The sequence below is a fragment of the Desulfacinum hydrothermale DSM 13146 genome (assembly GCF_900176285.1).
In the GTDB taxonomy this organism is placed as follows: Bacteria; Desulfobacterota; Syntrophobacteria; order Syntrophobacterales; family DSM-9756; genus Desulfacinum; species Desulfacinum hydrothermale.
In genome coordinates, this window is the sequence record NZ_FWXF01000014.1 from 20788 (window position 1) to 43413 (window position 22626).

The following is a 22626-nucleotide window of genomic DNA, read 5'->3' on the forward strand; positions in this document are numbered from 1 at the left end:
AAAAGCCCCTTTGCGTGCTCTCCAGCCCGGCCTGTCCGTGCATGTGCAAAACGGGACAGGCGGGCCAAAGAGACCAGGCCGTAAAAGGCGTGCCCCGGGGCCTCGCTCCGAGACCCCGGGGCCTGCGCCCAAAGCCAAAGTCGTTTTCTCAATCTTTTGTCGTCAGGTGGAGCTCGTCTTGAATCTCGATACAGCCCATGACGGTTTGAGCCGAAGGGCAGTGGATCAGGTATTCCTTCATGGCCTCTTTGGCCGCGTCTTCTTTTCCCGGGTTGACCATCAGATGGTAGTCCACTTTCAGGCGCGTGATCTTGAGCACGCCGTCCACATTTTCAATATCTCCGGCAACCTCGGCCCGGTACACGTCCTCGTGGCTTTGAATCCCTCTTTTGGCCAGTTCCACCGCCAATGTACCCATCATTCAGCCGCCCACCGCCCCGACGATGTGATCCAGCGTGGCCGCATGTTCCTCATCCGGGTCGACCCGGTAAAATTTCTTGATGCCTCCATGCACACCGTAAAAGACAGGCTGATCGAATCCCTCGATCATGGCCTTCCGGGTAGGACCCCGCTGCCGGGTGATCATGATGCGCGATTGATGCACCACGTCGCCCATTTTCCTGCTCCTTTCCAGTTAAGACCCATCTATCGTCCATCCGCTCACAGCCGATTGTCCACCTTAACACGGCACCAACCGACCGGAAAGGCCTCTGCGGTTGGTTGAAGCCGTGAGCATCCAGGGGTAGATATTTTAAGAGGGATCCGCATGGATCTTCTTGCACCACCCTGGCACTGTTTTCGGGGAAAACGTGGGAAAGACGCGGGGCCGGGCCATGTTTTGCGCCCTGCCGCTGGAGGGGGTCTCTTGACAAAAACTGCTACAGTATGCGTTATTCAAAGCACTAAATGCCTCGGGGGCCGTTCGAAAACGCACAGACTGCTCACATGTTGTGCGGACGGAAAGGTGGGGCCGGCAGACAGGCCCGTGCGCTCGGTCTGGCCAGACTGCCGCAGGGGCGGATCCTAAACCCGCCCCCACAAAGCTCAAAAAGAGCCACACGGCACCGCGGAATTTTAGTTAATTCGAAAAAAGGCCGAAAAAACCTTTTGAGACGATCTCCCGTGGGCGCCGTGCCGGGCGCCTTGTTCTCGTGGATGTGGAAGCAGCGGTTGAAGGCGGCAGCGCAGGAGAAAGGATGGTCTATGGTGAAGCTATCGACGAAGAGCCGCTACGGCACCCGACTTGTCTTGGACCTGGCCCGTCATTATGGGGAAGGCCCGATCCAGCTTTCCGACATAGCCGCCAGACAGCAGGTATCCCTCAAGTACCTGGAGCAGATCGTGATTCCCCTCAAACGCGCAGGCCTCGTCGAAAGCATTCGTGGGTCCCGCGGTGGGCACTTGCTCAAGGTGGCGCCGCATGAGATCACGGTGGCTCAAATCGTTTCCCTGTTCGAAGGGGATCTTTGGCTCACCGAATGCGTACGCAATCCCGAGTCCTGCTACCGCAGTCCATCCTGCGTGACCCGAAAGGTCTGGAAAAAAGCTTCCGAGGCTGCTTTGGGGACACTGGAAGACTACACTTTCCAGGATCTGCTGCAGATGGAAGACGAGCTGGCTGAGGAAAGAAGAGAGGCTCCCATCGGTCGGGAAGCGAGCCCACTTCTACCCCGGTCCGCCACAAAATGCGGCTCCGTTTGCTGAACCCCCGTCGGACCTACCGATCCGGACGCCCCGAGGGTTTTTGGCAAACGAACGCTTCACCTCCCCCAGGTGGACCGTCTGTGACCGACAGAGTGTGTCTTTGGGCTCGGCGAAAGCCCGCCCTTTCCCGCAGGACCGAGCCCTTTGGGATGGCTCGGAGCGAAGCCCTTCCGAGCTGCGGGAAGGAATCCCGCGTGGCGGTCCAATCCTTGACCCGATCAACGAGACGGGTTCAACAAGCCTCGTCCGGCTCGGTTGAAGCCCTCCGCCCGGCGGCGACAGGGAGCACCGCGGGTCTCTTCTCCTTTGCAGGGCCTCGCGGCGCTCGAATCGCTTCCTAATCTTCTTCCAGAAACTCCCCGAGGATTTCCACACTCTTTTTTTCCACCACCTTGTGGAAGATGCGATCCTTCACCTCCCGGGGCAGAAGTTCGATGCTCTTGGTGGTGGCCGAATCGAACTTGGCCGTGGGAAACCGTCGCAGAATCTCGTTTTTCTGCGCCTCGTCGGCATAGACGCGGATGACCTTCATGCCGGCGAGCATCTCTTCACACAGATCCGCCAGTCCCGCCGCCTTCAACTTTTCGTATCGCTCCTCATTGACCCAGATGTTGATGGGGTACCTTTCTTCCGTCATCACGCACCTCCTTTCATGCCTGCAGCGGCGGAATGGTAAAGACAGGCGTTCGCTTGGCCAGATACTCATCGGTGACGAAGGGCGAGCCGAAGCCGTATTTTTCCGCGCACTCCAAGACCAGCTCGAAGACTTCCGGGCGAAAGATGAGCCGCGGCGGCTTCACACCGTCCTGAACGATGCTTCGAATGACGGTTCCGCTGAACTTTTGCCATTCATCCCGATGGTTACAAAGACCTTCGCTGGTGATCTCGCCGCAGTGGGGACAGTAGAGCCAGTTCATGGAGTAGACGGGGGTAATGGACAGCTCATCTTGAACCGTGGCTAAGAGCCGATGCGCGTCGTAGGGACCGTAATAGGTGCCCACGCCGGCGTGGTCCCTGCCGAACATATGGTGGGTGAGGCCCAGGTTGGTGCGCAGGATGGCGTGGAAGACGGCCTCTTTGGGGCCTGCATAGCGCATGTCCCAGAAGGTCAGGGAAGTCATGTGGTTGTGGTCTCCAAAATAGCCGGCCTTTTTCAGTTCGTCCTGGGTGAGGATGATCGCCTCATCGATGTAGTCCCCCTTTCGTTTTTCGCCGATGATGGCGTTTACCAGAACGCCCACCAAGGGCTTTTCGATGGGAAGCTCCGCGTAGGTTTGGAGCCAGGCCCCCTTCATGAGCCACTCGTGCCCGGTGTGGGGAACATTGCGGGTCTGGTGCGCCACGATTCGCTGCCAGCCCTTTTCCCGAAAGCGCTTGCGCATCTCCAGGGGCGGAATGAAGTAGGGTTCGAAGGGCGGGTTGATCACCGGGCGGTTCACCAAGGTCACCGGTCCTGCCAAAAAGACATCCTTGTATCCGTAGGTGCGTGCGCAGCCGGGGTGTTTTTCTTCCGTTGTGCCGTAGATCGCCTGGCACATGGCCCCCTTGTCGTAGGTGAAGATCTCTTCCACTTCCAAGATGGCCATGGGCTGGTCATGATAGGTCAGGCACAGGGAGTCGCCGACCTTGATGCCGTGCTCAGCCACTTCCTCCTGGGACAGGTCGAACAGGATGGGGATGCTCCACACGGTTCCGTCCTTCAAACGCATCCTGGAACAGACCGCCTCCACATCCTCTTGGCCCATGAAGCCTTCCAAGGGGCAGAACCATCCATAGGCTATATCGATGATCTCGTTGGCAATCTGGCTCCGAACCGGTATCCGGGGCAGCCCGCGCACCTTGGCGGCCGCCTCCTCCGGAGCGAGAATCCTTTCTCGAATCTCCTTGCCTCCGTGGCCGATCTCAGCCATGCCGTCTCCTTTCCCTTTCGGGTTTTCACCAATGGGCCCTTTGCCGGGTACCGAGATATCTTGAAGGCGTGCAAGGTGGTCTCACCTCCCCTCCCGTGCGCCAGCGGCACACTTGAGTGTGGCGATTTGATCGAAGCCACGCAGGGGGTTCGAAGAGCGTCTGGATCCAGCAAGAGGAGAACAAGGTTCGGCATGTGTTCATCGGAAGTTCATCAACCACGCGTGGCCGATGCTACTGTCATCATAGTTCCCGATTTCTCAAAAGGTCAACGCGCCCTCTTCATCAGACTGGAATCTTTTGCGAAAGGAAGGTAAAAAAAAAAGTATTCCAAGACCGGCGGGAAGCCCCTGCCGGCCGTGGGGCCACCAACCACCCCCTTGTCCTGCCCACAACCAAGGAGGCGCCGCATGTTTCTGCACAGGGTTGAGATTTTCGAGGGCCTGAGCTCAGAGGTACTGGAAGCGATCGAGCACATCGCCGAGGAAGACAGCCTGCCTGAAGGCACGGTCCTCTTTCGCGCGGGAGATTCAGCGGAAAATCTTTACATTCTTAAGGACGGTCAGGTGGCTCTCACCACCGGCGGGACATCCCCTATCACCTTTCCCATCGACGAACCGGGCGGCGTCTTCGGCTGGTCGTCTCTGGTAGAACCCCGCCTTTACACCGCCACGGCCGAACTCACCATGGACAGCAGCCTCTACCGTCTGGACGGGGGAAAGCTGCTGGGCCTTTTTGAAGAGCACACCGCCGACGGCCTTCTGGTACTGCGCCGCCTGGCCCGCATCATCGCATCCCGGCTCAAGGCCAGCTATGAGCGGTTCGGCAAATAGGACGATTGGAAAGAGGCCCCGAGGGGCCAGGCGAGAGGGGTTTGCTTGCTTTCGGACCCGATCCTGGCAAGGGCCCATTCAATCGCACCTATTGATGGTGCAGGCCCCCGCGGAGTCGGGAAGGGTCCAGGAACCGTCGAAAGGATCCGCGGCCGGGACCTGGAGGGCGCTGAATAGCTCGGTTTTCACGGCTTCACCCGAAATGAACCGACCGTCCACCACCAGGAGCGGCACCTGCCGGTAGCCTCTTTCCATGCAGAACCGGTTGTTGGCGCGAACCAAGGCTGCCGTTCCCATGAGGCACCGGATGCGATCCCGCCATCCGTAACAGGTGGTGCAGTGTTCCTGAACCAGCTTCCAGATGGAATGGAGGCTCCAGGCTTCCGGGCAAAGCCTCACGCGCCTTTGGGAGTCCATCTGGCGCAGCAGCTCCAGCAGGCTGTGGCAGTGGGAACAGGCCGGCTCGAAGACCAGACTGATCCCATGGCTTTGCGGATCCACCTGGAAGAACGTGGAATCGGGGCAGGCGCAGGCGGAAAGGAGGAGCAAAGAGAGGACGACCGCCACCACGCCCGTGCCCCCCATGAGGGCGCCGAAAACCAGCCGGTAACGGCGGCCGGCGAAGGGGGTCACGAAGGCGTAGAACACCAGGGCTGCCCCGTAGGTGAGGCACGCGGCACAGTAGATCCCCAGCACCACCTGGGTGAGCAGCAGGCCCGCTTCCACCAACAGCCCGGCCATCAGGAGCAAGGGAAGGAAACGAGGCCTTTTGAGTGCGCTCGCCGCCAGTACAGCGGCATAGAAGGCGCCCAGCCACCACAGCACCGGCTTTTGTATCACTTGACAGCCTGCCGACCGGCACAGGCCTCTTCCCATCAGGAACCCGTTGGCCACGCTGAAGAGCCCCATAAACGCCAGGGCAACCCAACTCGCTACACGCCGAGGACTTTTTCCCATGGGTGCGTTCATTCCTCCCGGATCCGTTTGGTTTGGCCACGCATCTTGTCAACCACTCTTCTTTGTGTCAATCGTTAGCGGAAGGCAAGGGGCCTCTACCCACCCACAAGATCGGTCTTTTGACGAGAAAGCTTCAATCGCAACCAGCTTGTAGACATTAAGGAGGATGCCATGAGTGTTCGCGTTACGTGGTACAGTCACGCCTGCCTGCACATGGATGTGAACGGCACCCACCTGCTGGTGGATCCGTTCCTCACGGGAAATCCCTTGGCCGCCGTCTCCGCCGACCAGGTGCCGGCGGACTACATCTTCGTCTCCCACGGCCACGGCGACCATCTGGGTGATACCGTGGCCATCGCCAAGCGTACCGGAGCCACGGTCATCTCCAACTTCGAGATTCACAATTGGCTGGCGGCCCAGGGTCTGAAAAAGCTTCACCCCCACCACATCGGCGGTGGCTCCAATCACCCCTGGGGGCGCGTGAAGCTCACCATCGCCCATCACGGTTCCGGCCTTCCCGACGGCTCCTACGGCGGCAATCCCTGCGGCTTCCTTTTCACAGTGGACGGCAAGAAGATCTACCATGCGTGCGATACGGGGCTCTTCTACGACATGAAGCTCATCGGGGAAGAGGGAATCGACTTGGCCGTGCTTCCCATCGGAGACAACTTCACCATGGGCCCGGACGACGCCCTGCGCGCCGTGAAGCTCCTGGAGCCCGCGAAGGTGCTTCCCATCCACTACGACACCTTCGACATCATCCAGCAGGATCCCCACGCCTGGAAAGACCGCGTGGAAAAGGAGACCTCCGCCCAGGTGGTGATCCTGAAACCCGGCGATAGCCTGGAACTGTAGCCCCCATCGGGGCGGTTCGAAAACCGCCCCGATCACCGAAGGCCCTCACCCGCTCGAGCGGCCATCGACTATGAAAGAGCGGATCGCCCGGGCCAGGGTTCAGCCTCACGGCTCCTCCCTAGAGCCCGAAAACCATTCAATAAGGGCCTTCCTGGGTAAAAACGATCCGGGGCCGGCGCCTTCCGGGTACTTTTGATCCAGGTACCCGGCCCTTGCGGGCCTGGACCGGGCGCAGGTGCCGGTTGGGGCCCACCGCGCCCTCGTGGCCCGCATATTGCCCTCTTCCCATTTCGGTGGCGTGGGACAGGGAACTGGACCCACAAGGGATCGGCGCCGGATGGCTGTTTCGATGGCACACCATCCCTCAAGGCCCTACCCACAAAGGAGGTTCTCATGGACAAGAACCGTTGGCTTTATCTTACGAACACCTTGCTTTTCGTGGCCTTTTCCACCCTGGCCGTGCTGGGATTTTTGCTCAAGTTCGCCATCCCCCACGGAGGCCGCTTGGGAGGCGCACCGCCCACTTTCTTGGGGCTGACGCGCCACGACTGGGCGGATTTCCATGGCACGGTGGCCATCTTCTTCATCTGCCTGGCGGTCATCCACCTGGTTCTCAACTGGAAGTGGGTGGTCCAATCCAGCAAACGCTACCTGGGCAACCATTGGCAAAAGGGCCTTTGGGCTCTTGCCGGCTCTTGGGTGGTGGTGCTTTTCCTGGGCTATCTGGTGAGCCGCTTTTGAGCGTTTGCTTGACACATGCGTTTCTTTGTGTATCATCGCTGTGCCTGAAATTGGGAAAGGCAAAGAAGTCTGCCTGAACCACCTGCCCAACGTGCAGGTTGATGACTTCTACCCCTGCGGGGTAGAAGTTTTTTTTTTGCAGAACGCTCTTTTCCGGGGGCCCGTTGCCCGCAAGTGTGGCAAGGCGGACAATTTTTGAACGACCCATCCGTTCGGAGGATCGACCATGGCAGTCAGCTTGGCTCTCATCGTGGTTCTGGGCTTGTTGGCGGATTATCTCTTTCGAAAGATGAAATTACCCGGCCTGGTGGGCATGCTCCTGGTGGGCATTGTCATGGGCCCGTACGTTCTGGGTCTCATGCGCCCGGAAATGATGCAGGTATCCGCCGACTTTCGAAAGATCGCTCTCATCGTGATCCTGTTGCGAGCAGGCTTTGAACTCCATCGCGACACCCTCAACCGGGTGGGCCGCGCCGCTCTGACCATGAGCGCCGTCCCGGCAATCTTCGAAATCGTGGGCGTCACGTGGGTCGCCCCCAAGTGGCTGGGGATCTCCACACTGGAAGCGGCCATCCTGGGAAGCATCCTGGGCGCCGTTTCCCCCGCCGTGGTGGTCCCGCTCATGATCGATTTCATGGACCGGGGCCGGGGCGCCAAAAAAGGCATCCCCACGCTCATCCTGGGAGCGTCTTCCGTGGACGATGTCTTCGTGATCGTCCTCTTTTCCATCTTTCTCGGCATGTACGGGGGCGGTCATGTGAACGTGTGGGCCAAGCTGGCCGGGATTCCCATCTCCATCACCCTCGGCATTTTGGTGGGCGCCGTTTCCGGCTATTTGCTCTACAAGCTTTTTACCCTCTACGACTGGCGGCCACCCAAGCGAACCCTGGTGGTTTTGGGCGTTTCCATCTTCCTCACGTGGCTCGAAGGCGCCGTGGAGCATTGGGTTCCCATCGCCAGTCTTCTGGGGGTCATGACCATCGGCTTCATCATCTTGGAAAAGGCCGAACCCATCGCCCATCTCATCTCCCAGAAATTGAAGAAGCTTTGGGTCTTTGCCGAGCTCCTGCTTTTTGTGCTGGTGGGTGCCCAGGTGAACATCCACGTGGCCTGGAAGGCGGGCCTGGCGGGGACGGCCGTCATCGCCGTGGGGCTCCTCTTTCGCAGCGTGGGCACGTGGGTATCGCTCCTTGGAACCCCCTATAATTGGAAGGAGAAGCTCTTCTGCGTGGTGGCTTACATCCCCAAGGCCACCGTGCAGGCGGCCATCGGGGCCGTGCCGTTGGCGGCTGGTGTGGCCTCCGGGGAAGTGATCCTGGCCGTGGCGGTGCTCTCCATTCTTCTCACGGCTCCCCTGGGCGCCATCGGCATCATGATCATGGGCGAACGGATCCTGGATCACGGAGAAAAGTCTCCCTACACCTTCAAATCCCTGAGGGAAAAGCTTCAGCTTCCGAGGGTGGGCGAACGGGTCCGCAGCAAGCGCTACGGCACCGTGTGGAAGATCATTGAAGAGCGGGAAACGTGGATCCCGGCCCCCGGTGTCTCATCGGCTCCCAGTGGCAGTATCCCCGCCATCCTTATTCGCTATTGGAAGGAAGAAAGCGCGGACGGCCCCGGCACGGGAAAGACCATGACGTACCGCTACAGCCAGCTGGACCCGTCCTTTCACGAACACTGGGAGGTCCTCTACGACTGGTAACAGGCCAAGCCCTTCTTCTCAGCTCATTGCGTGCGCCCGCTTCCATGGGATCGGCGTACTTTTCCCATGGAAGCACCGGTTAGGGGCGATCTGGTAAAAACTTCCCATTGAGGTCACATGATGGAGAGGGTCCAGACGGCTCGCCGGCGGTGCAAAGGCATCATTCCACAAACTCCCCCACCCACCGCACCAGCGCCCCCGCGTCCATGGCCCCTGAGCGCCTCCCCCTTTCACGCCCGTTTTTGAAGACCACTACGGTGGGGATGCTTCGTATCCCATGGCGGGCGGCAAGGCCCTGTTCCTTTTCCGTGTTGACCTTCAGGAAACGCGCAGAGGCCTTCAGCCTCCGGGCGGCCTCTTGGAAGGCGGGAGCCATCATGCGGCACGGCCCACACCAAGGCGCCCAGAAGTCCACCACCACGGGAAGATCGGTACGCATCACGTGCTTTTCAAACTGATCCCGGTCCACTTCCAGGGGCTTTCCGGGAAGGAGCTGGGAAGAGCACCGGCCGCAGACGGGTTGCTTGAGCAGGCGCAGTGCGTCCACCCGGTTGATGGAGCTGCAGCGGGGACAAACCACATGGATGAACTCTTGCATGAAACCACCTCTCGCAGGCGTTTTTGGGTGCCGTGGGTACTTTCGGCGCTTTGATAAGCACATCCCAAAGTCCGTGCAACCCCTACCACCGCCAGGCTTTGAGCCATGACGGGAAGGCCGGTTTGAATCGACCCCGCCTTCCCATGACAAGGGATTGGTTCGCCATGGCCAGCGCCGGGGTTCCTGGCCACGCTCGGGTCGCCGCGCGTGTTTTCTCCTTCGGGTGGCATGCTTTCCTCCACCTTCCCCTGCAGCCAGGGAATCCGCACGCCGGTCCTTGCAACGGACGGCAAGGGGCGGATCCCCCACTTTGGCATCAGCGATCCGCAATGGAAAGCAAGCCGGGAAGCTTTTCCCCGATGATCGACTCCGCGTCCCTCACGATGCGTTCCACCAGTTCGGCCACGGTGGGCACATCGGCAATGAGCCCCACCACCAGGCCCGCGGCCCAGATCCCGGCTTCGGGGTCGCCTTGCGACCAGACCCGCTCGCCGCGCTTTCCGGACACCAGCGGCCCGATGTCTTGGATCCCGGCGCCCTGCTCCTCCAGTTTCAGCACCTCTTCCGCCACCCGGTTTCGAAAAACCCGCGCAGTATTTTTCAGACTTCGAAGAATCAACGTGGTCTGTCGTTCGTCGGCTTCCACCAGGATTTTCTTGATCCGTTCATGGATGGGGGCCTCACGGGTCGCCAGAAACCGCGTACCCATGTTGATTCCGTCCGCTCCCAGGGCCAGCGCGGCGGCCAGGCCCCGGCCGTCGGCGAAGCCCCCGGAGGCCACGATGGGAATCGTGACACTGTCGTCCGTCCGGGGGATGAGGACGAGTCCCGGCACATCGTCTTCGCCCGGATGCCCCGCGCATTCAAAACCGTCGATGCTCACCACATCGCAACCGATCCTTTCGGCCTTCACAGCGTGGCGAACGGAAGTGCACTTGTGGATCACCCGTACGCCGGCCTGCTTGAGAGCGGGCAGAAAGGGTTCCGGGTTCCGTCCCGCCGTCTCCACGATCTTCACGCCCGCTTCGATGGTGGCTTGCACGTACTCTTCGTAGGGGACGGGTTGGAGGGTCGGCAGGATGGTGATGTTGACTCCGAACGGCTGGTCCGTGAGCTCCCTCGTCTTTTGGATTTCCCGCACCAGACCTTCCGGACTGGCGTGGGTAAGGGCTGTGAGGATCCCCAGTGCCCCGGCGTTACTCACCGCGGCCACCAGCTCCGCTCGGGATACCCATTGCATGCCGCCCTGGATGATCGGGTGGCGAATGCCCAGCAACCGCGTCAATCGCGTCCGCACCATGTGCCTCTCCCTTCCTTACGGGTTCCACTGGAGACGGGCCTTTCACAACGGCCCTCCATTTGCTAAAAGTGGACAAGATCGCTTTTTTCTTTTCGCAGAGGGGCTTCCTGGGATCAAGTCTGTTCGAGAATCAGGAGGGCAACATGGACCACCCCGTGGAACACTTTTGGGATCTCAAATTGAAGCGGGTTCAAGAGGCACTGGAAAAGAACAACTTCGCCGTAACATGTGCACAAAACCGTGCGGACGCCAAGGAAAGGGTTCTCCAGGAGATTCTTCCCACTCTAGACCCAGAATCCATTTCGTGGGGGGGATCCATGACCTTTGTGGCATCGGGGCTCTATGACGCCCTCAAGGACCGCAACGACCTGGCCGTTTTGGACACCTATGAAAAGGGCTTGAGCTTTCAGGACATGCTGGAACGGCGCCGACGCTCCCTGCTTGTGGATCTCTTTTTCACCGGCACCAACGCCGTCACCGAAGCGGGCCAGTTGGTGAACTTGGATATGTACGGCAACCGCGTGGCGGCTCTCACCTTCGGGCCGCGCCATGTGATCGTGCTGGTGGGACGCAACAAGGTGGTCCCGGATCTGAAAGCGGCCATGCACCGTATCAAGGCCTATGCGGCTCCCGCAAACGCCATGCGCCTGGACAAGAAAACCCCCTGCTACCATACGGGGGTTTGCCAGGAGTGTTCCAGTCCGGAACGCATTTGCAATCACTGGACCATCACGGAAAAGTCCTTTCCCGAGGGCCGCATCCACGTGGTGCTCATCAACGAAGACCTGGGACTCTAGCCCCAAGGCGAAGGCAAGGAGCGCAAACCATGAAAACGCACTCCTACCATGTGGCCGTTCTGGGCACGGGGCCCGCTGGAAGGGCAGTCCGTTGGAAAGCCGCACAAGGGTCGAAAGACCAGTGTGGGCCAGCCTGCTGGGAGCCGAGTCATCGCTCCCTCCCCTCCACCCGCAGAATGTGGTGGCGAACCCTTTCCGGAAGGGCGGTCTTGGCGTTTTTCCGGTAGTCGTAGGAGACCACCAGGGCATCTCCTTCCGCGGCGATGCGCTTGTGACGATGACTCACGATGCGATACTCCATGGTGAACCGGTCCTCCTGCAACGCCGGCACGCGGGCTCCCACGGAGATGGTGTCCGGATATGTGAGCGGAAAGCGGTAGCGGCACTGAGTGGCGGCAAGGATCGGACCGATCCCCGTCTCTTCCATGATTTTCATGTAGTTCATTTCCAGGAAATAGGCGATCCGTGCTGTTTCGAAGTAGCGAAAATAGACCACATTGTTCACATGCTGGAAGGCGTCCATCTCTCCCCACACCACCGGAAGCTCGATCACCACGGGAAAACCTTCAAGCAGTTCGCGCATCGTCTTTTCCTCCCCGAATCGGCTGGGACCCGTCTTTTCTCAGTTCACATCGGGGCCATGAGAGCACATTTCATGGCGGACCACAAGGAGTGGAAAGCCCAGCCGCTCCTTCTTGGGCTGGGCCCCTTGGAGCCTGTCCGAAAGCTCCCAGGTTGCTCCCCTTGTTGTACGGACCAAAGCTTGGGGCTACCAGCCGGAGCCGTGCTTCCGGCCTGGCGTTTCAGCTGTAGGGGCGGTTTCCGAACCCGCCCCTATCAAGGCGCGCTCCGAGAATTCCAAAACACCACGGGGCCGGTGAAATTTCAACTGGCCGGAAAGCCACAAAAGGGCGAGAGGCCATTTTGGAGCAGGCTCATAGAAGGACTGGGAAAGCCACGGAGGAAACCCCTTAAGGCTCAGGAGCCATGGGTGCAGGCGCCTTGAGGTCTGCAACACGCACCACGAAGACCCCCTCCACACCATCTCCATTGCGAAGAAAGGGATCCATGCGCATTCACCACTTTGAGACCCGCATCCTGCTTCCAGCAAGCCCGGCCCACGTCTTTCCCTTCTTCGCCGATGCGGCCAATCTGGAGCGTATCACCCCGCCCGAGCTTTCGTTTCGAATCCTCACGGAGCTTCCCATCGCCATGGCGGAAGGAACGCTCATCGACTACAAGCTCCGGCTTTTCGGCGTACCCTTTCGCTGGAAGACCCGCATCCGGAAGTGGGCACCCCCACGGTGCTTCGTGGATGAGCAGATCCGCGGCCCCTATCGGCTGTGGGTGCACACCCATACATTCGAACCGCGGCCCCAGGGGACCCTCATGACCGACCGGGTCCGCTACGCCCTTCCCCTTTACCCGCTGGGCGAAATGGGCGCTCCGGCCATCCACCGTCTCATTCAATGGATCTTTTGGTATCGGGCGCGCGCTCTGGTTGGGTTGATACCGGAAGTCGGACCGCCATCTGACGGGGTTTCCGCCCCGGGCGGCCACGGCGGCGCATGAAAAGCATCAGGACCGCCGTGCCGACCATCACCGGCCCCGGATCACAGCGCAGGCTCTGCGCACCACGGATGACGGACCGGCACCCCCTTCATCTCAAACCCTCTTCGGCAGGAGACACGCCGTGACCTGGACCAAGCTGCTCTTCTTTTTGGCGAGTGGGTACCTTCTCTACCTCTTTTTCCTTTTCGTCTTTCAGCGTGCGCTCATCTTTCCCACCCTGTTTGTGGGCACTCCCCCCGACTTGCACCAGCCGGCCCACCTGGAAAGGCACTGGGTCCGGACGTCTTTCGGGCGCGTGGAAACGTGGTTTTTGCCGTCCCGCCGTCCCGGCCCCGATGGAAGGAGCCCTCTCCTCGTCTTCGCCCATGGAAACGGTGAGGTCATCGACATCTGGCCGTCGGTTCTGGAGCCCTTGGCGGATCGGGGTCTGGGCGTTCTCCTGGTGGAATATCCCGGCTACGGCCGCTCCAGCGGCAAGCCGACCCAAAAGAACATCACGGAAGCCTTTGTCGCCGCCTACGACATGGCCGTGGTCCGTCCGGACGTGGACTCCAGCAGGATATTCTTCTGGGGCCGGTCCATCGGAGGCGGCGCGGTCTGCGCCCTGGCCGCCGCAAGGCCTTCCGCCGGTCTCATCCTCATGTCCACCTTCACCAGCCTTCGCCCCTTCGCCCGCCGCTACCTGGCTCCGGCGTTTCTCATCCGAGATCCCTTCGACAATCTGGACGTGGTTCGCCGATACCCCCGTCCTGTGCTGGTTGTTCACGGTAAGCATGACACGGTGATTCCCTATCAACACGGCGAGGAGCTGGCCCGAACCGCCACGAACGCCCGGCTCATCACCTACGACTGTGATCACAACGACTGCCCTCCCCGATGGGAACCCTTCTTTCGTATCCTGGAAGAATTCGTAACCCAAGGCAGGGGCAACCCCAACGACATCGCGCGCCAACCCGATTCGAGGATTTCGCCATGATTTTCGCCGCCGACAACCTTCACCCGCTCAACCCGGACGTGGCCGCCGCCTTGGAAGGGCTGGATCCAGGACCCATTCGGCACCGAGCCCGCCGCCTGCTGGATGCGGGCGCTCAATGGATCGATATCAACCCGGGATATCTTCCCCGGAGCCGGGAAGACCGCATGACCTTCCTGGTGGAGACGGTCCAGGAGACCGTCTCCCTGCCGCTCATCCTGGACAGCCCCCACCCGCGCCTTCTTCGCAAAGGCCTGCAGGCCTGCAGAAAGACTCCCATTCTCAATGGTCTCACCCTGGAACCCCGAAGATTGGAGGAGATCCTTCCGCTGGCGGTGGAATATGAAACACCCCTGGTGGTGCTCTTGCTGGATGATCGGTCCTTCAGCCCTCCGTCGGTGGAAGAAAAGGCGGCCCTGGCGGCGGAGCTCCACGCACGGGCCCTGGCCGCCGGAGTTTCCCACCAGCGCCTGCTCTTCGATCCGCTGCTGCCCAACATGAGCTGGGCCGATGCCCCGGCTCGCATCGCCCATACCATCGAGACGGTGCGCCTTCTCTCCCAGGGCGATTTACTGGGACGACCGGCCGGGACCCTGGTGGGGCTTTCCAACCTGCGCAGCGGCCTGCGCCGATCCCTCGGGCCGGAGCTCGACTGCGCTCTCCTGGGCGCCCTGGCCCAGGTGGGCCTCCACGCGGTCCTGGCCGATGTCCTCAATACCCGCCTGGTCCGATCCTGGAAGTTCCTGGAGACACTGGCCGGTCCTTCCCCGGCTGTGGACCAGGTCCTGGCCGCCGACGGATAGGCTTGGGGTGTCCGGAAAATGGACAGGACGTGCCTCGGCCCTGGAAATGGAAACCAGACAACGCAAAGGAAACCGATCGGGGCCCAATGTTGCATGCTGTGGAAAAGTCGCAGGAGGAGATGGGAAAATCGCGCTTTTTCGAGACGGCAGGTTCGATGGCGGAACTCTAGACTCCCATGGCGCCGTCACCGATCCTCTTTGAAAGGGAGAGGAATCCGTTGGATCCGCATCGGGTGAAAAAAGACAGGAGGAATGGACCATGCGAAAGAAATGGGTTCTCTTGCTTTGCCTCGCCGCCGTGCTCATCCCCGGGCTCACGGCCCATGCGGGCTGCCTCACCCTCACCGCACCCAACGGAGGCGAGAGGTTGGTTCCCGGCAGCGTCTACCACATCACATGGACCAACGACTGCTCCAAGCCTTTGAAGATCGAACTCAGAAGAAATGGCATTTTCCTTGGGTTTATAGCTCGCAATGTTCCGCCATCCCAAACCAGCTTCCGCTGGACGGTAGGGTCCCATTCCGGAGGGACCGCTTCCATCGGAAGTGACTACAAGATTTTGATCATGACCGAAGATGGTATCAGTTGGGACAGAAGTGAAACGCCCTTTACCCTCATGCAAATCAACCCTTCGGCCAAAGTCGCCGCGCCGCCCAAGATGAAGGCCCGACGAGTCAAGCGCATTGACCTCAAACTGATCCGCGTCTATTCCGACAGCTGCGTCCCACCCGGCGGCACCCCTCACAACGCCGATGCCTTTTACATGCACAAGATCATTGCGACCGTTGGGGCGGCCGGCCCACAGCTCTTGCGACTCGTTCCGGAATTTCGAATCCGGGTCGCATACTATGACGCCCACAGTGGGCATGCGCGACGGTTCACAAAAGATTTCAAGCCGGAGTCCATGGGCACCGTGGAAGTATCCAACACGCCGATCGTGGCCAAAAAATCTGCGGGGATCGCGGTGTCCGTGGTCCCTCTCGGAGGCTATGGAGATCCCGACTTGGCCAACAACTCCATCGTCCTTCACCAGTGCACCACCTACAGCTCGCAGGATGCCATGCACGATGCGCTCGAAACCCTCACCAATCCACCGGGCAACTGACCATTCCAAAGGGCCAGGAACCTTCCAAAGGGACCTTCGCCGACGGGGCTGTTCCCCAAATCAGTTCTTACGGCCCGCGATCCCGGCCAGGATCTCCAGCGGGTGCAACACGGGATAGGAAAGGTTGTGGCGAAACTGCAGACGGCAGCTGAGGCAGTCGGTGATGATGCCGTCGGGATCGGCGGACCGGATCTTTTCGAAGAGCCGCCGGCCCAGCTCCAGTGACATTGCGTGAAATTCCTTCTTGTAGCCCAGGGATCCGCCCATCCCGCAGCAATCCGTGGAACTTCCCACGGGCTCCACCTGAAAGCCCGGGATGCGCCACAAGAGATCCGGGTAGCTGCCTCCGTTTTCCTGTTCGCGCTGATGACAGGGTTCGAAATAGACCCAGCGCCCGGAAGGGCCCCGGTCCGGAAGGCCCCGCTCCACTGGGAGCCCCAGCTTCCTCACATACTCACCCAGATCATGGATCCGGTGGGCCAGTTGTATGCGGCGGTGCGGGTCCAGGGACACAAAGAAGTCGTCGGCCAGCCAACTGGGCCCCTGGCCCACACGGACATTTTCTTTCAGGATCACGCGCATGAAATATCCGCAGGTGGGACAGGAACAGACCAGATCATAGCCCGCGTCGCTCAGTGCCAGGAGGGTCTCCAGGTTGGCCCGCACGCGTTCCACCATCCGCCTTTCGTCTCCCTCCACGGCCGAGGGCATGCCGCAACACTGCTGATCGGGCACAAGGACGCTCACACCGCACCTTTCCAGCACGGACACAGCCGCCCGGGCCACTTCCGGAAAAAGATAGGCCGCGGTGCATCCCACAAAATAGGCAACTTTTCGCTCCGCCGGCCGTTCTTCGCACAGACCGCGCCTTCGAGCCCAAGTGAAGAAATCCTCCTCTGCTGGAGGAGGCAGTCGGCGATCCGGCTGAAGCCCCAAAAGTCGCGCGGCGCCTCGCGAACCAGCACGCCGCTTGAGTACGAAAGATGCCGTTCGACGAAGGAAGGCCGGAAGCCCTCCCACGCTTTGAAGATCCGACAAAAGCCGGGCGGCGGGACTCAAGCCGCGGCGGCGCACACGTTCCGACTTGGCCCGAAGCAGGTTCGCCCGAACGTCGGGACAAGGGCACAGTCCGCACAGCGTGCACAGATCCATGAGATCCAGAAGCTCTTCGTCTTCCGCCGGCGGACCACCAGCGAGTTCCCGGTCGTAGAGCTCGAAGATCCTAGGAAAAAGAAGACAGCACTCATCCATGAGGTAGCGGCAGATGTCGCAGTCCGTGCACCCTGCAACCATCCGCCGCATGTACTCTTCCGGTCTTCCATCTTTCACGGGTCGCAACTCCGGTCACTTTGTCCTTTCACGGTGGAAAAGAAAAAACGCTCCGCCCAGCGCGGGTGCTGCCGAACATCCCCCCCCCGTCCGCTACCCCGATCGGGGGTACCCTTTCCTATCACCCAAATCCAGCGTCCTCCACCCAGGCCCTTTCTGAGCCACAAACCAACGCACCCCAACCTCCCGCCGGCCCGTGACGGACGCTGATAGAGACGTGAGGCCGCCTTTCCTCGGCCCGTCGTCAAGAGGCGGTCTCGGTCTTTTCGGTGACGACATGTAACACGGATCGAGACGGTGCCGGCCGGGAAGCGTCCGTGCGTTGCGTGAGGGCTCGTGACCGGGCAGCCGGAGGATAGCGCCGCGGTAGTGATCAAATCTCGGGCAGGACAGGACTCCGCATCACCTCTTCCGGAGTCAGATCAGTCCAGATGGGACTTCAAGGCCTTTCTTTCGTCGGCCTCCAGGCGCTTGAGAAAGGCCTTGATGAGCCGCAGGGCCTCGTCCTTATCGCCGTCCAACACCACCGCCTTCATGGCCATGTATTCTTCTTGGGTCACGTTCAAAACGGGCATAAAGACACCTCGTCGGATTTATCGGGAGCTGAATCGGTCTTTTTGTGCGGGGCCGTACCCGGCCTCGAAGACGGGCACTCAATGGGTCTGGAGGGCCTCCTTGACCCGTTTGGCCAGCACGTGGCGAACAAAGTCCAGAGCCCCCCGGGAATCGGCGTCCATGTCGATGCGCACCACTTCCTGCGCCTCCTGGGGGCTCAGGGTCAGCACGATGGGTTTGAGCCGCATGGCATCACCTCCTGTCCCATCTCAGCCGTTTTTAACCCGCCCATGACACCCGCCCCCATAGGGACTCGGGAGTTTACCCGAGAACACCCAGGCTGCTCACTTCTTGGCGGCACGGAAGTTTTGGGGACGGCCAGGCGGGTCCATGCTGTCTGTCTGGCCTTTAAGCAGTAGGGACGGGTTCGGAAGCCCCTACAAGGCTGTCTGAGAGTTCAAAAAGCACCACGGGGCCGGTGGAATTTCAACTGATCTGAAAGCCACAAAAGGGCGAGACACCATTGTCAGACAGCCTCTTAGCGCCACAGCCGTGCCACGAGCCTTCCCAGGTCGTCCAGCAGTGTGTAGGTCACGGGCGTGATCACCAGGGTCATGACGGTCCCCACCAGAAGGCCGAAGCCCGCCGCCGTGGCCAGAGGCGACATACGCTCCAGGCCCACCGCCGTTTCCAAGATCATGGGCAGCATGCCCACGAAGGTGGAGATGGTGGTCATGAGCACTGGCCGCAGCCGAAGCCTGACGGCCTGCTCCAAAGCCTGATCCCGATCCATGCCTTGATCCAAGGCCTGCCGAATGAAGTCGATGAGAAAGATAGAGTTGTTGATCACCACGCCGGCCAGGAGCAAAATGCCCATCATGGCGGGCATGCACATGGGCTTTCCCAGAAGAAGCAGCCCCCACATGGACCCGATGATGGCCAGAGGAATGGCCACCAGGATCGGAAGCGGCAGGCTGAAGGATCGGAAGGTTCCCACCAGCAAAACGACGAGAAGCACCAGCCCCAGCAACACCGCCTTCATGACCCGCTGCATACTCTCGTGCATGTCCGCCGCCGTTCCACTGACCTTGATGTGCAGGGAACCGGGAAGTGACACCTTCTTCAATCGGGCACCGATATCGCCCAAGACCTGGCTGATCCGTCGCGTGCGATTGTACGCGGTGATGTCGATGGTGTTCTCCAGGTCCTCGCGCGTAATGACCGTCTGCGTGGTGCTCGGCTCGATGGCCGCCAGAGTGCGCAGCGGCACGGACCCCTTGGGCGTGGGGATGGGGATTTGCGCCAGGCGCTCGGGCGATCTCACCCACGCATCCTCATAGGCGACCCTGATGGGAACGTCCAGAAAACCTTTCAGGCGAAGCCCGGAGGCGGGAACGCCCCCCACCGCCACGCGCAGTATCGAAGCCACATCCGCCGGGGTGACGCCGTAAAGACGCGCCGTTCTGGGATCCACACGCACGTGCACCTCTTCCTTGTCCAGCCACCAGCCGGGCACCACGTCCACCAACCCCGGCAGGCCCTCCAGACTTTGCTGGATCCGGGCGGCGGCGGCGCTCAGATCTTCGGGCCGGTGGCCGCCCATGACCACCAGGTCAATGGGCGCCCGGGACGTGGCCATGGGCGTCGCTCCGTATTCGTAAACCTGCAGGGACCGGATTCCGCCAAGAGCGGAAATCTTTTCGCGCCATTCATCCTCAATCTCCCAGATGGTGCGATCACGCTGATCCCGCGTGGTGAGCGTCACAATGAGAAAAGCCGTTTGAGCCGTCTGGCCGCCTGCGCCGAAGGAGATCTCACCCGGCTCGGAGCCCACGGTGGACGAGATCATCCGCACACTGGGTTCTTGACGGATGATCTTTTCCACTTCCGTGAGCGTTTTTTCCACGTGCGCCACGGATGCGGACGGCGGCAGTTCGAAGCGAATGTTCATGATGCCCGTATCCATGGGAGGCATGAGTTCGCGGCCGATGATCGGCGGCACGATTTTCATGGTGAGCACGAAGCATCCAAGGGCCAACAGCATGGCCAGCCACCGCCGATGGAGCGCTGCGCGCAGCACGCGCACGTAGAAGTTCGCCAGGGCGTCCACCCCTTTGCCGAAGGGAAGCACCAGGCGTTCCAAAACATTCCGCCGTCGTTTCGCCGCGTCGCCTCCTCGGATGAGCTTGAGGGCCAGCGGCGGCACCACGAAAACGGCCACGAGCAGCGATCCCACCAAGGCGTAGGCCAGCGTCAACGTGAAACGGCGAAGCACCTGTTGCACGTATCCACCGGAAAACATGATGGGGACCAACATCACCACCGTGGTGAGCATCCCGGCGCTGATGGACAGCAGGATCTCTCCCACGGCCCCTTCCACGCATTGGCGGGCGTCTCCGGGGCAGGTCTTTTGATGCCGGTGGATGTTTTCCACCACCACGACCGTGGCATCCACCACCATCCCCGTGGCGATGATCAGCCCCGAAAGGGTCACGATGTTGAGGGTATGGCCCGTGAGTCCCAACACGGCCACGGCAAACATGAACGACAGGGGAATGCTCACCAGCGCGATGGTGGACGAGCGAATATCCGCCAGGAACAGGAAGATGATGACGACGGTGAGGGCGATGGACGCATAGAGCGAAGCCCGCATGCCCTGGGTATTGCGGTCGATGAGGGGCTGCTGGTCGTTGGTGATCTCAAAGTGGATGTCCGGCCAGCGTTTCTCCATTCGGGACAGGGCCCCCTTGACCGTCCGGATGACGGACATGACGTTGCCGCCGTCCGCTCTCAGCACGTTGATGGCCACGGCGGGCTCGCCGTTGCCATGATAGAGACTGCGCAGATCCTCGATGCCCAGTTCCACCCGGGCCACGTCCTGAACCCGCACGTCCGCTCCGGCCTTGCGCCGGATCACACAATCGCGGATATCTCGAAGATCCCGGAACTCCCCGATGGTCTTGACCAGCGCTTCGCCGTCTTCGTTTTCCATGAGCCCCGCCGGCGTGGTGATGTTTTGCACCTGCACGGCCCGCATCACGTCTTGCGGCGTCAGCCCGTATGCCTCCAGCCGATCCCGATCGAGCCACAGGTTCACCTGCATCCGATGACCGCCGAAGGTGTCCACGTCCGCCACGCCCGGCAGATTCAGCAGAAAGTCCTTGATGTCGTTGTCGGCCAGGAGCCGGATGTGGGCGAGATCCAACGATGAACCCGCCTTGGGACGAAGCGACAGGGTGAGCACCGGTCGGGTGGCATCCGTTACGGGATAAATGCGCGGCTCCAGGATATCGGAAGGAAGCTGCGCCCGCACCCGGCTCAGAGCGTTTTGGATGTCCACCACCACCTGACCCACCGGTTTTCCATAGTTGAACTGGGCGTTGATGGAGGCCACCTCATCGCGCGACGCGGACGACAGCTTGGTGAGCCCCGGGATGCTGGCCAATTCCTTTTCCACCACTTCCGTGATGCGCCGGCTCACGTCCACCGCGGCGGCACCCGGCTCCACAATGATGATCGCCGCCTGGGGAGGGTTGGTGTCGGGAAAGTATTCGGTGGGCATGGTGAAGAAGGCTCGAAGCCCCACCACGGCAACGAGAAGCGCCCCCACCAGGACAGCCCACGGGTTTCGTAACGACCAACCGTGAGGACTCATGAGCGCACCTCCTGCACCACCGGCATCCCTTCGTGCAGGCGAATCCATTGCAGGTATTCACCCACGGCCACCTGCTCGCCTTCCCGGAGTTTGCCTTCCACCAGGGCGCGATTTTCCGTCATGAAAATCACACGCACAGGCACCTTCTCCAATCGCCCGGATCGAACCGCAAAGACAAAGGAGGTTCCGTCCGTTTCCACCACCGCGCGCCGCGCCACCACCATGCCGGTTCCTTCCCGCACCACCACATCCAGGGGAAGATAGGATCCGGGCCGGACCGGTTCCGAGCAGTCCCACGGGATATCGGCTTCCACCCGCACCGACTTGGCCCCCTGCAACGCCGGAAAAACCCGACTGATCACGGCCTGCTCGCCGAAGTGGGGCATTCCCTCCGGCCACCGGACCAGAACCTTCTTTCCCGGTTGTAGGAACCCCAGATCCTCCTGGACCGCCTCGAAGACGATCTTGGCGGACGAGCAATCCATGAGTTCCAAAAGCGCCTGGCCGGGTTTGGCCAGATCGCCCGGATCCACGATACGCTCCGTCACCACACCGGAGATGGGCGCCACGATGCGGGCATAGGAAAGCCGCGTGGACGCTTCTTGGCGTTGGGCTTTCGCCCCTTCCATCTCCCGGCGCACACTGCTCAGCTCCGCCACCAGGGAATCGAGTCGGCCCACCGCCGTGTCCAGCCGATTTCTGGAAGCGTCCAGGGCCGACGCGCTGATTCCTTTCTTTTCATAGAGCTTTTGATCCCGTTGGAATTCGGTGCGCAGATAGCTCACGTTCCGACGGGCCGCCGCAATGGATGCCTCCAGCGCCGTCAGCTTGGCTTTCAGGGCTTCCACCCGGGCGCTCAAGGCCCGCACTTCCGCCTGGATGTCCCGGTCGTCCAGTTCCACCAGAAGGTCTCCCGCCTGGACCGTATCCCCTTCATCCACATGGACGTTCACCACAACGGCCGTTATCCGGGGCGCCACGCTTGCCGTTGCCGCCGCTTCCAAGTACCCAAGATATCTCAGTGTGTCCCGCAAGGTTTCCGTTGAGACCTTGTCCACCTGAACGGGTACAGGTCGCGGTTTCCACCGGGGTGCGGACGCCAGGCGTTGGCGGGCCTTCTTGACCCCCAGAGCCAGGCCGACGATCACAAGAAAAAGGATCCCGAGAAGGAGTATGCGTTTGGCCAGCCTTTTGGTTCCCATTTTCATTCCTCGCTTTGGTACGGGTCTTGGGGATCGA

General features: G+C 61.0%; 23 protein-coding genes and 1 riboswitch. Of the genes, 10 read left to right on the plus strand and 13 right to left on the minus strand.

Annotation, left to right across the window (positions count from 1 at the left end):
* Positions 1-148 precede the first annotated feature (148 nt).
* Positions 149-421 (minus strand): OsmC family protein, encoded by a 273-nt coding sequence (locus B9A12_RS11885; protein ID WP_084058121.1) that lies wholly within the window; start codon positions 419-421, stop codon positions 149-151.
* Positions 422-616, minus strand: a complete 195-nt coding sequence (locus B9A12_RS11890) for a hypothetical protein (RefSeq protein WP_084058122.1) — start codon at positions 614-616, stop codon at positions 422-424.
* A gap of 587 nt (positions 617-1203) precedes the next feature.
* On the opposite strand from B9A12_RS11890, the gene B9A12_RS11895 reads away from it, so the two are divergent.
* Positions 1204-1704 carry an RrF2 family transcriptional regulator gene (locus B9A12_RS11895; protein WP_212636924.1) on the plus strand — a complete coding sequence of 167 codons (501 nt, stop codon included), beginning with the start codon at positions 1204-1206 and terminating at the stop codon, positions 1702-1704.
* Positions 1705-2041: 337 nt separating this feature from the next.
* On the opposite strand, the gene B9A12_RS11900 is transcribed toward B9A12_RS11895, so the two are convergent.
* Complete coding sequence (locus B9A12_RS11900) at positions 2042-2341, minus strand: DUF6955 family protein (protein ID WP_084058123.1); 300 nt, start codon at positions 2339-2341, stop codon at positions 2042-2044.
* A gap of 13 nt (positions 2342-2354) precedes the next feature.
* The gene (gene sat / locus B9A12_RS11905) at positions 2355-3614 is read right to left on the minus strand and encodes a sulfate adenylyltransferase (RefSeq protein ID WP_084058124.1); all 1260 of its coding nucleotides are present in this window, start codon (positions 3612-3614) and stop codon (positions 2355-2357) included.
* 408 nt (positions 3615-4022) lie between these two features.
* On the opposite strand from sat, the gene B9A12_RS11910 reads away from it, so the two are divergent.
* Entirely contained in the window at positions 4023-4445 is a 423-nt protein-coding gene (locus B9A12_RS11910; RefSeq protein WP_084058125.1) for a Crp/Fnr family transcriptional regulator, read from the plus strand.
* A gap of 78 nt (positions 4446-4523) precedes the next feature.
* On the opposite strand, the gene B9A12_RS11915 is transcribed toward B9A12_RS11910, so the two are convergent.
* The gene (locus tag B9A12_RS11915; RefSeq protein ID WP_170920570.1) at positions 4524-5285 is read right to left on the minus strand and encodes a hypothetical protein; all 762 of its coding nucleotides are present in this window, start codon (positions 5283-5285) and stop codon (positions 4524-4526) included.
* Positions 5286-5573: 288 nt separating this feature from the next.
* Between B9A12_RS11915 and B9A12_RS11920 the strand changes: the two genes are divergently transcribed.
* From B9A12_RS11920 to B9A12_RS11930, 3 genes are all read left to right on the plus strand, one after another.
* The gene (locus B9A12_RS11920) at positions 5574-6257 is read left to right on the plus strand and encodes a metal-dependent hydrolase (RefSeq protein ID WP_084058127.1); all 684 of its coding nucleotides are present in this window, start codon (positions 5574-5576) and stop codon (positions 6255-6257) included.
* Between the two features lie 393 nt (positions 6258-6650).
* Positions 6651-6998: a DUF4405 domain-containing protein gene (locus B9A12_RS11925; RefSeq protein WP_084058128.1), complete on the plus strand. Its 348-nt coding sequence runs from the start codon at positions 6651-6653 to the stop codon at positions 6996-6998.
* A gap of 49 nt (positions 6999-7047) precedes the next feature.
* Positions 7048-7116, plus strand: a riboswitch (Fluoride riboswitch).
* A 108-nt stretch (positions 7117-7224) separates the two neighbouring features.
* Entirely contained in the window at positions 7225-8700 is a 1476-nt protein-coding gene (locus B9A12_RS11930) for a cation:proton antiporter (protein ID WP_084058129.1), read from the plus strand.
* A gap of 160 nt (positions 8701-8860) precedes the next feature.
* Here the strand turns inward: B9A12_RS11930 and trxC are convergent, their stop codons facing one another.
* Both trxC and B9A12_RS11940 read right to left on the minus strand, forming a co-directional pair.
* A complete protein-coding gene (trxC, locus tag B9A12_RS11935) occupies positions 8861-9298 on the minus strand; it encodes a thioredoxin TrxC (RefSeq protein ID WP_084058130.1) in 438 nt (145 codons plus the stop codon).
* A 316-nt stretch (positions 9299-9614) separates the two neighbouring features.
* Positions 9615-10598: an NAD(P)H-dependent flavin oxidoreductase gene (locus tag B9A12_RS11940; RefSeq protein ID WP_084058131.1), complete on the minus strand. Its 984-nt coding sequence runs from the start codon at positions 10596-10598 to the stop codon at positions 9615-9617.
* A gap of 143 nt (positions 10599-10741) precedes the next feature.
* Here B9A12_RS11940 and B9A12_RS11945 point away from each other — a divergent pair, with 143 nt between their 5' ends.
* Positions 10742-11395: a lactate utilization protein gene (locus B9A12_RS11945; RefSeq protein ID WP_084058197.1), complete on the plus strand. Its 654-nt coding sequence runs from the start codon at positions 10742-10744 to the stop codon at positions 11393-11395.
* Positions 11396-11543: 148 nt separating this feature from the next.
* Here the strand turns inward: B9A12_RS11945 and B9A12_RS11950 are convergent, their stop codons facing one another.
* Entirely contained in the window at positions 11544-11978 is a 435-nt protein-coding gene (locus B9A12_RS11950) for an acyl-CoA thioesterase (protein ID WP_084058132.1), read from the minus strand.
* 485 nt (positions 11979-12463) lie between these two features.
* Here B9A12_RS11950 and B9A12_RS11955 point away from each other — a divergent pair, with 485 nt between their 5' ends.
* From B9A12_RS11955 to B9A12_RS11970, 4 genes are all read left to right on the plus strand, one after another.
* Entirely contained in the window at positions 12464-12967 is a 504-nt protein-coding gene (locus B9A12_RS11955; RefSeq protein ID WP_084058133.1) for an SRPBCC family protein, read from the plus strand.
* A gap of 121 nt (positions 12968-13088) precedes the next feature.
* Positions 13089-13943 carry an alpha/beta hydrolase gene (locus B9A12_RS11960; RefSeq protein ID WP_084058134.1) on the plus strand — a complete coding sequence of 285 codons (855 nt, stop codon included), beginning with the start codon at positions 13089-13091 and terminating at the stop codon, positions 13941-13943.
* Positions 13940-14743: a dihydropteroate synthase gene (locus tag B9A12_RS11965; protein ID WP_084058135.1), complete on the plus strand. Its 804-nt coding sequence runs from the start codon at positions 13940-13942 to the stop codon at positions 14741-14743. Before B9A12_RS11960 ends, B9A12_RS11965 begins: the two co-directional genes overlap by 4 nt.
* A gap of 259 nt (positions 14744-15002) precedes the next feature.
* Entirely contained in the window at positions 15003-15848 is an 846-nt protein-coding gene (locus B9A12_RS11970) for a hypothetical protein (protein WP_084058136.1), read from the plus strand.
* A gap of 60 nt (positions 15849-15908) precedes the next feature.
* Here B9A12_RS11970 and B9A12_RS11975 read toward each other — a convergent pair whose 3' ends face one another.
* From B9A12_RS11975 to B9A12_RS11985, 5 genes are all read right to left on the minus strand, one after another.
* Complete coding sequence (locus B9A12_RS11975) at positions 15909-17177, minus strand: heterodisulfide reductase-related iron-sulfur binding cluster (RefSeq protein ID WP_139796610.1); 1269 nt, start codon at positions 17175-17177, stop codon at positions 15909-15911.
* Between the two features lie 422 nt (positions 17178-17599).
* A complete protein-coding gene (locus tag B9A12_RS17025) occupies positions 17600-17752 on the minus strand; it encodes a hypothetical protein (RefSeq protein WP_170920571.1) in 153 nt (50 codons plus the stop codon).
* A gap of 78 nt (positions 17753-17830) precedes the next feature.
* Positions 17831-17980 (minus strand): hypothetical protein, encoded by a 150-nt coding sequence (locus tag B9A12_RS17030; RefSeq protein WP_170920572.1) that lies wholly within the window; start codon positions 17978-17980, stop codon positions 17831-17833.
* Positions 17981-18270: 290 nt separating this feature from the next.
* Positions 18271-21387, minus strand: a complete 3117-nt coding sequence (locus B9A12_RS11980; RefSeq protein WP_170920573.1) for an efflux RND transporter permease subunit — start codon at positions 21385-21387, stop codon at positions 18271-18273.
* On the minus strand, positions 21384-22589 hold the full coding sequence (locus B9A12_RS11985) for an efflux RND transporter periplasmic adaptor subunit (protein WP_170920574.1): 1206 nt from the start codon (positions 22587-22589) through the stop codon (positions 21384-21386). The genes B9A12_RS11980 and B9A12_RS11985 overlap by 4 nt, the downstream gene beginning before the upstream one ends.
* Positions 22590-22626 lie beyond the last annotated feature (37 nt).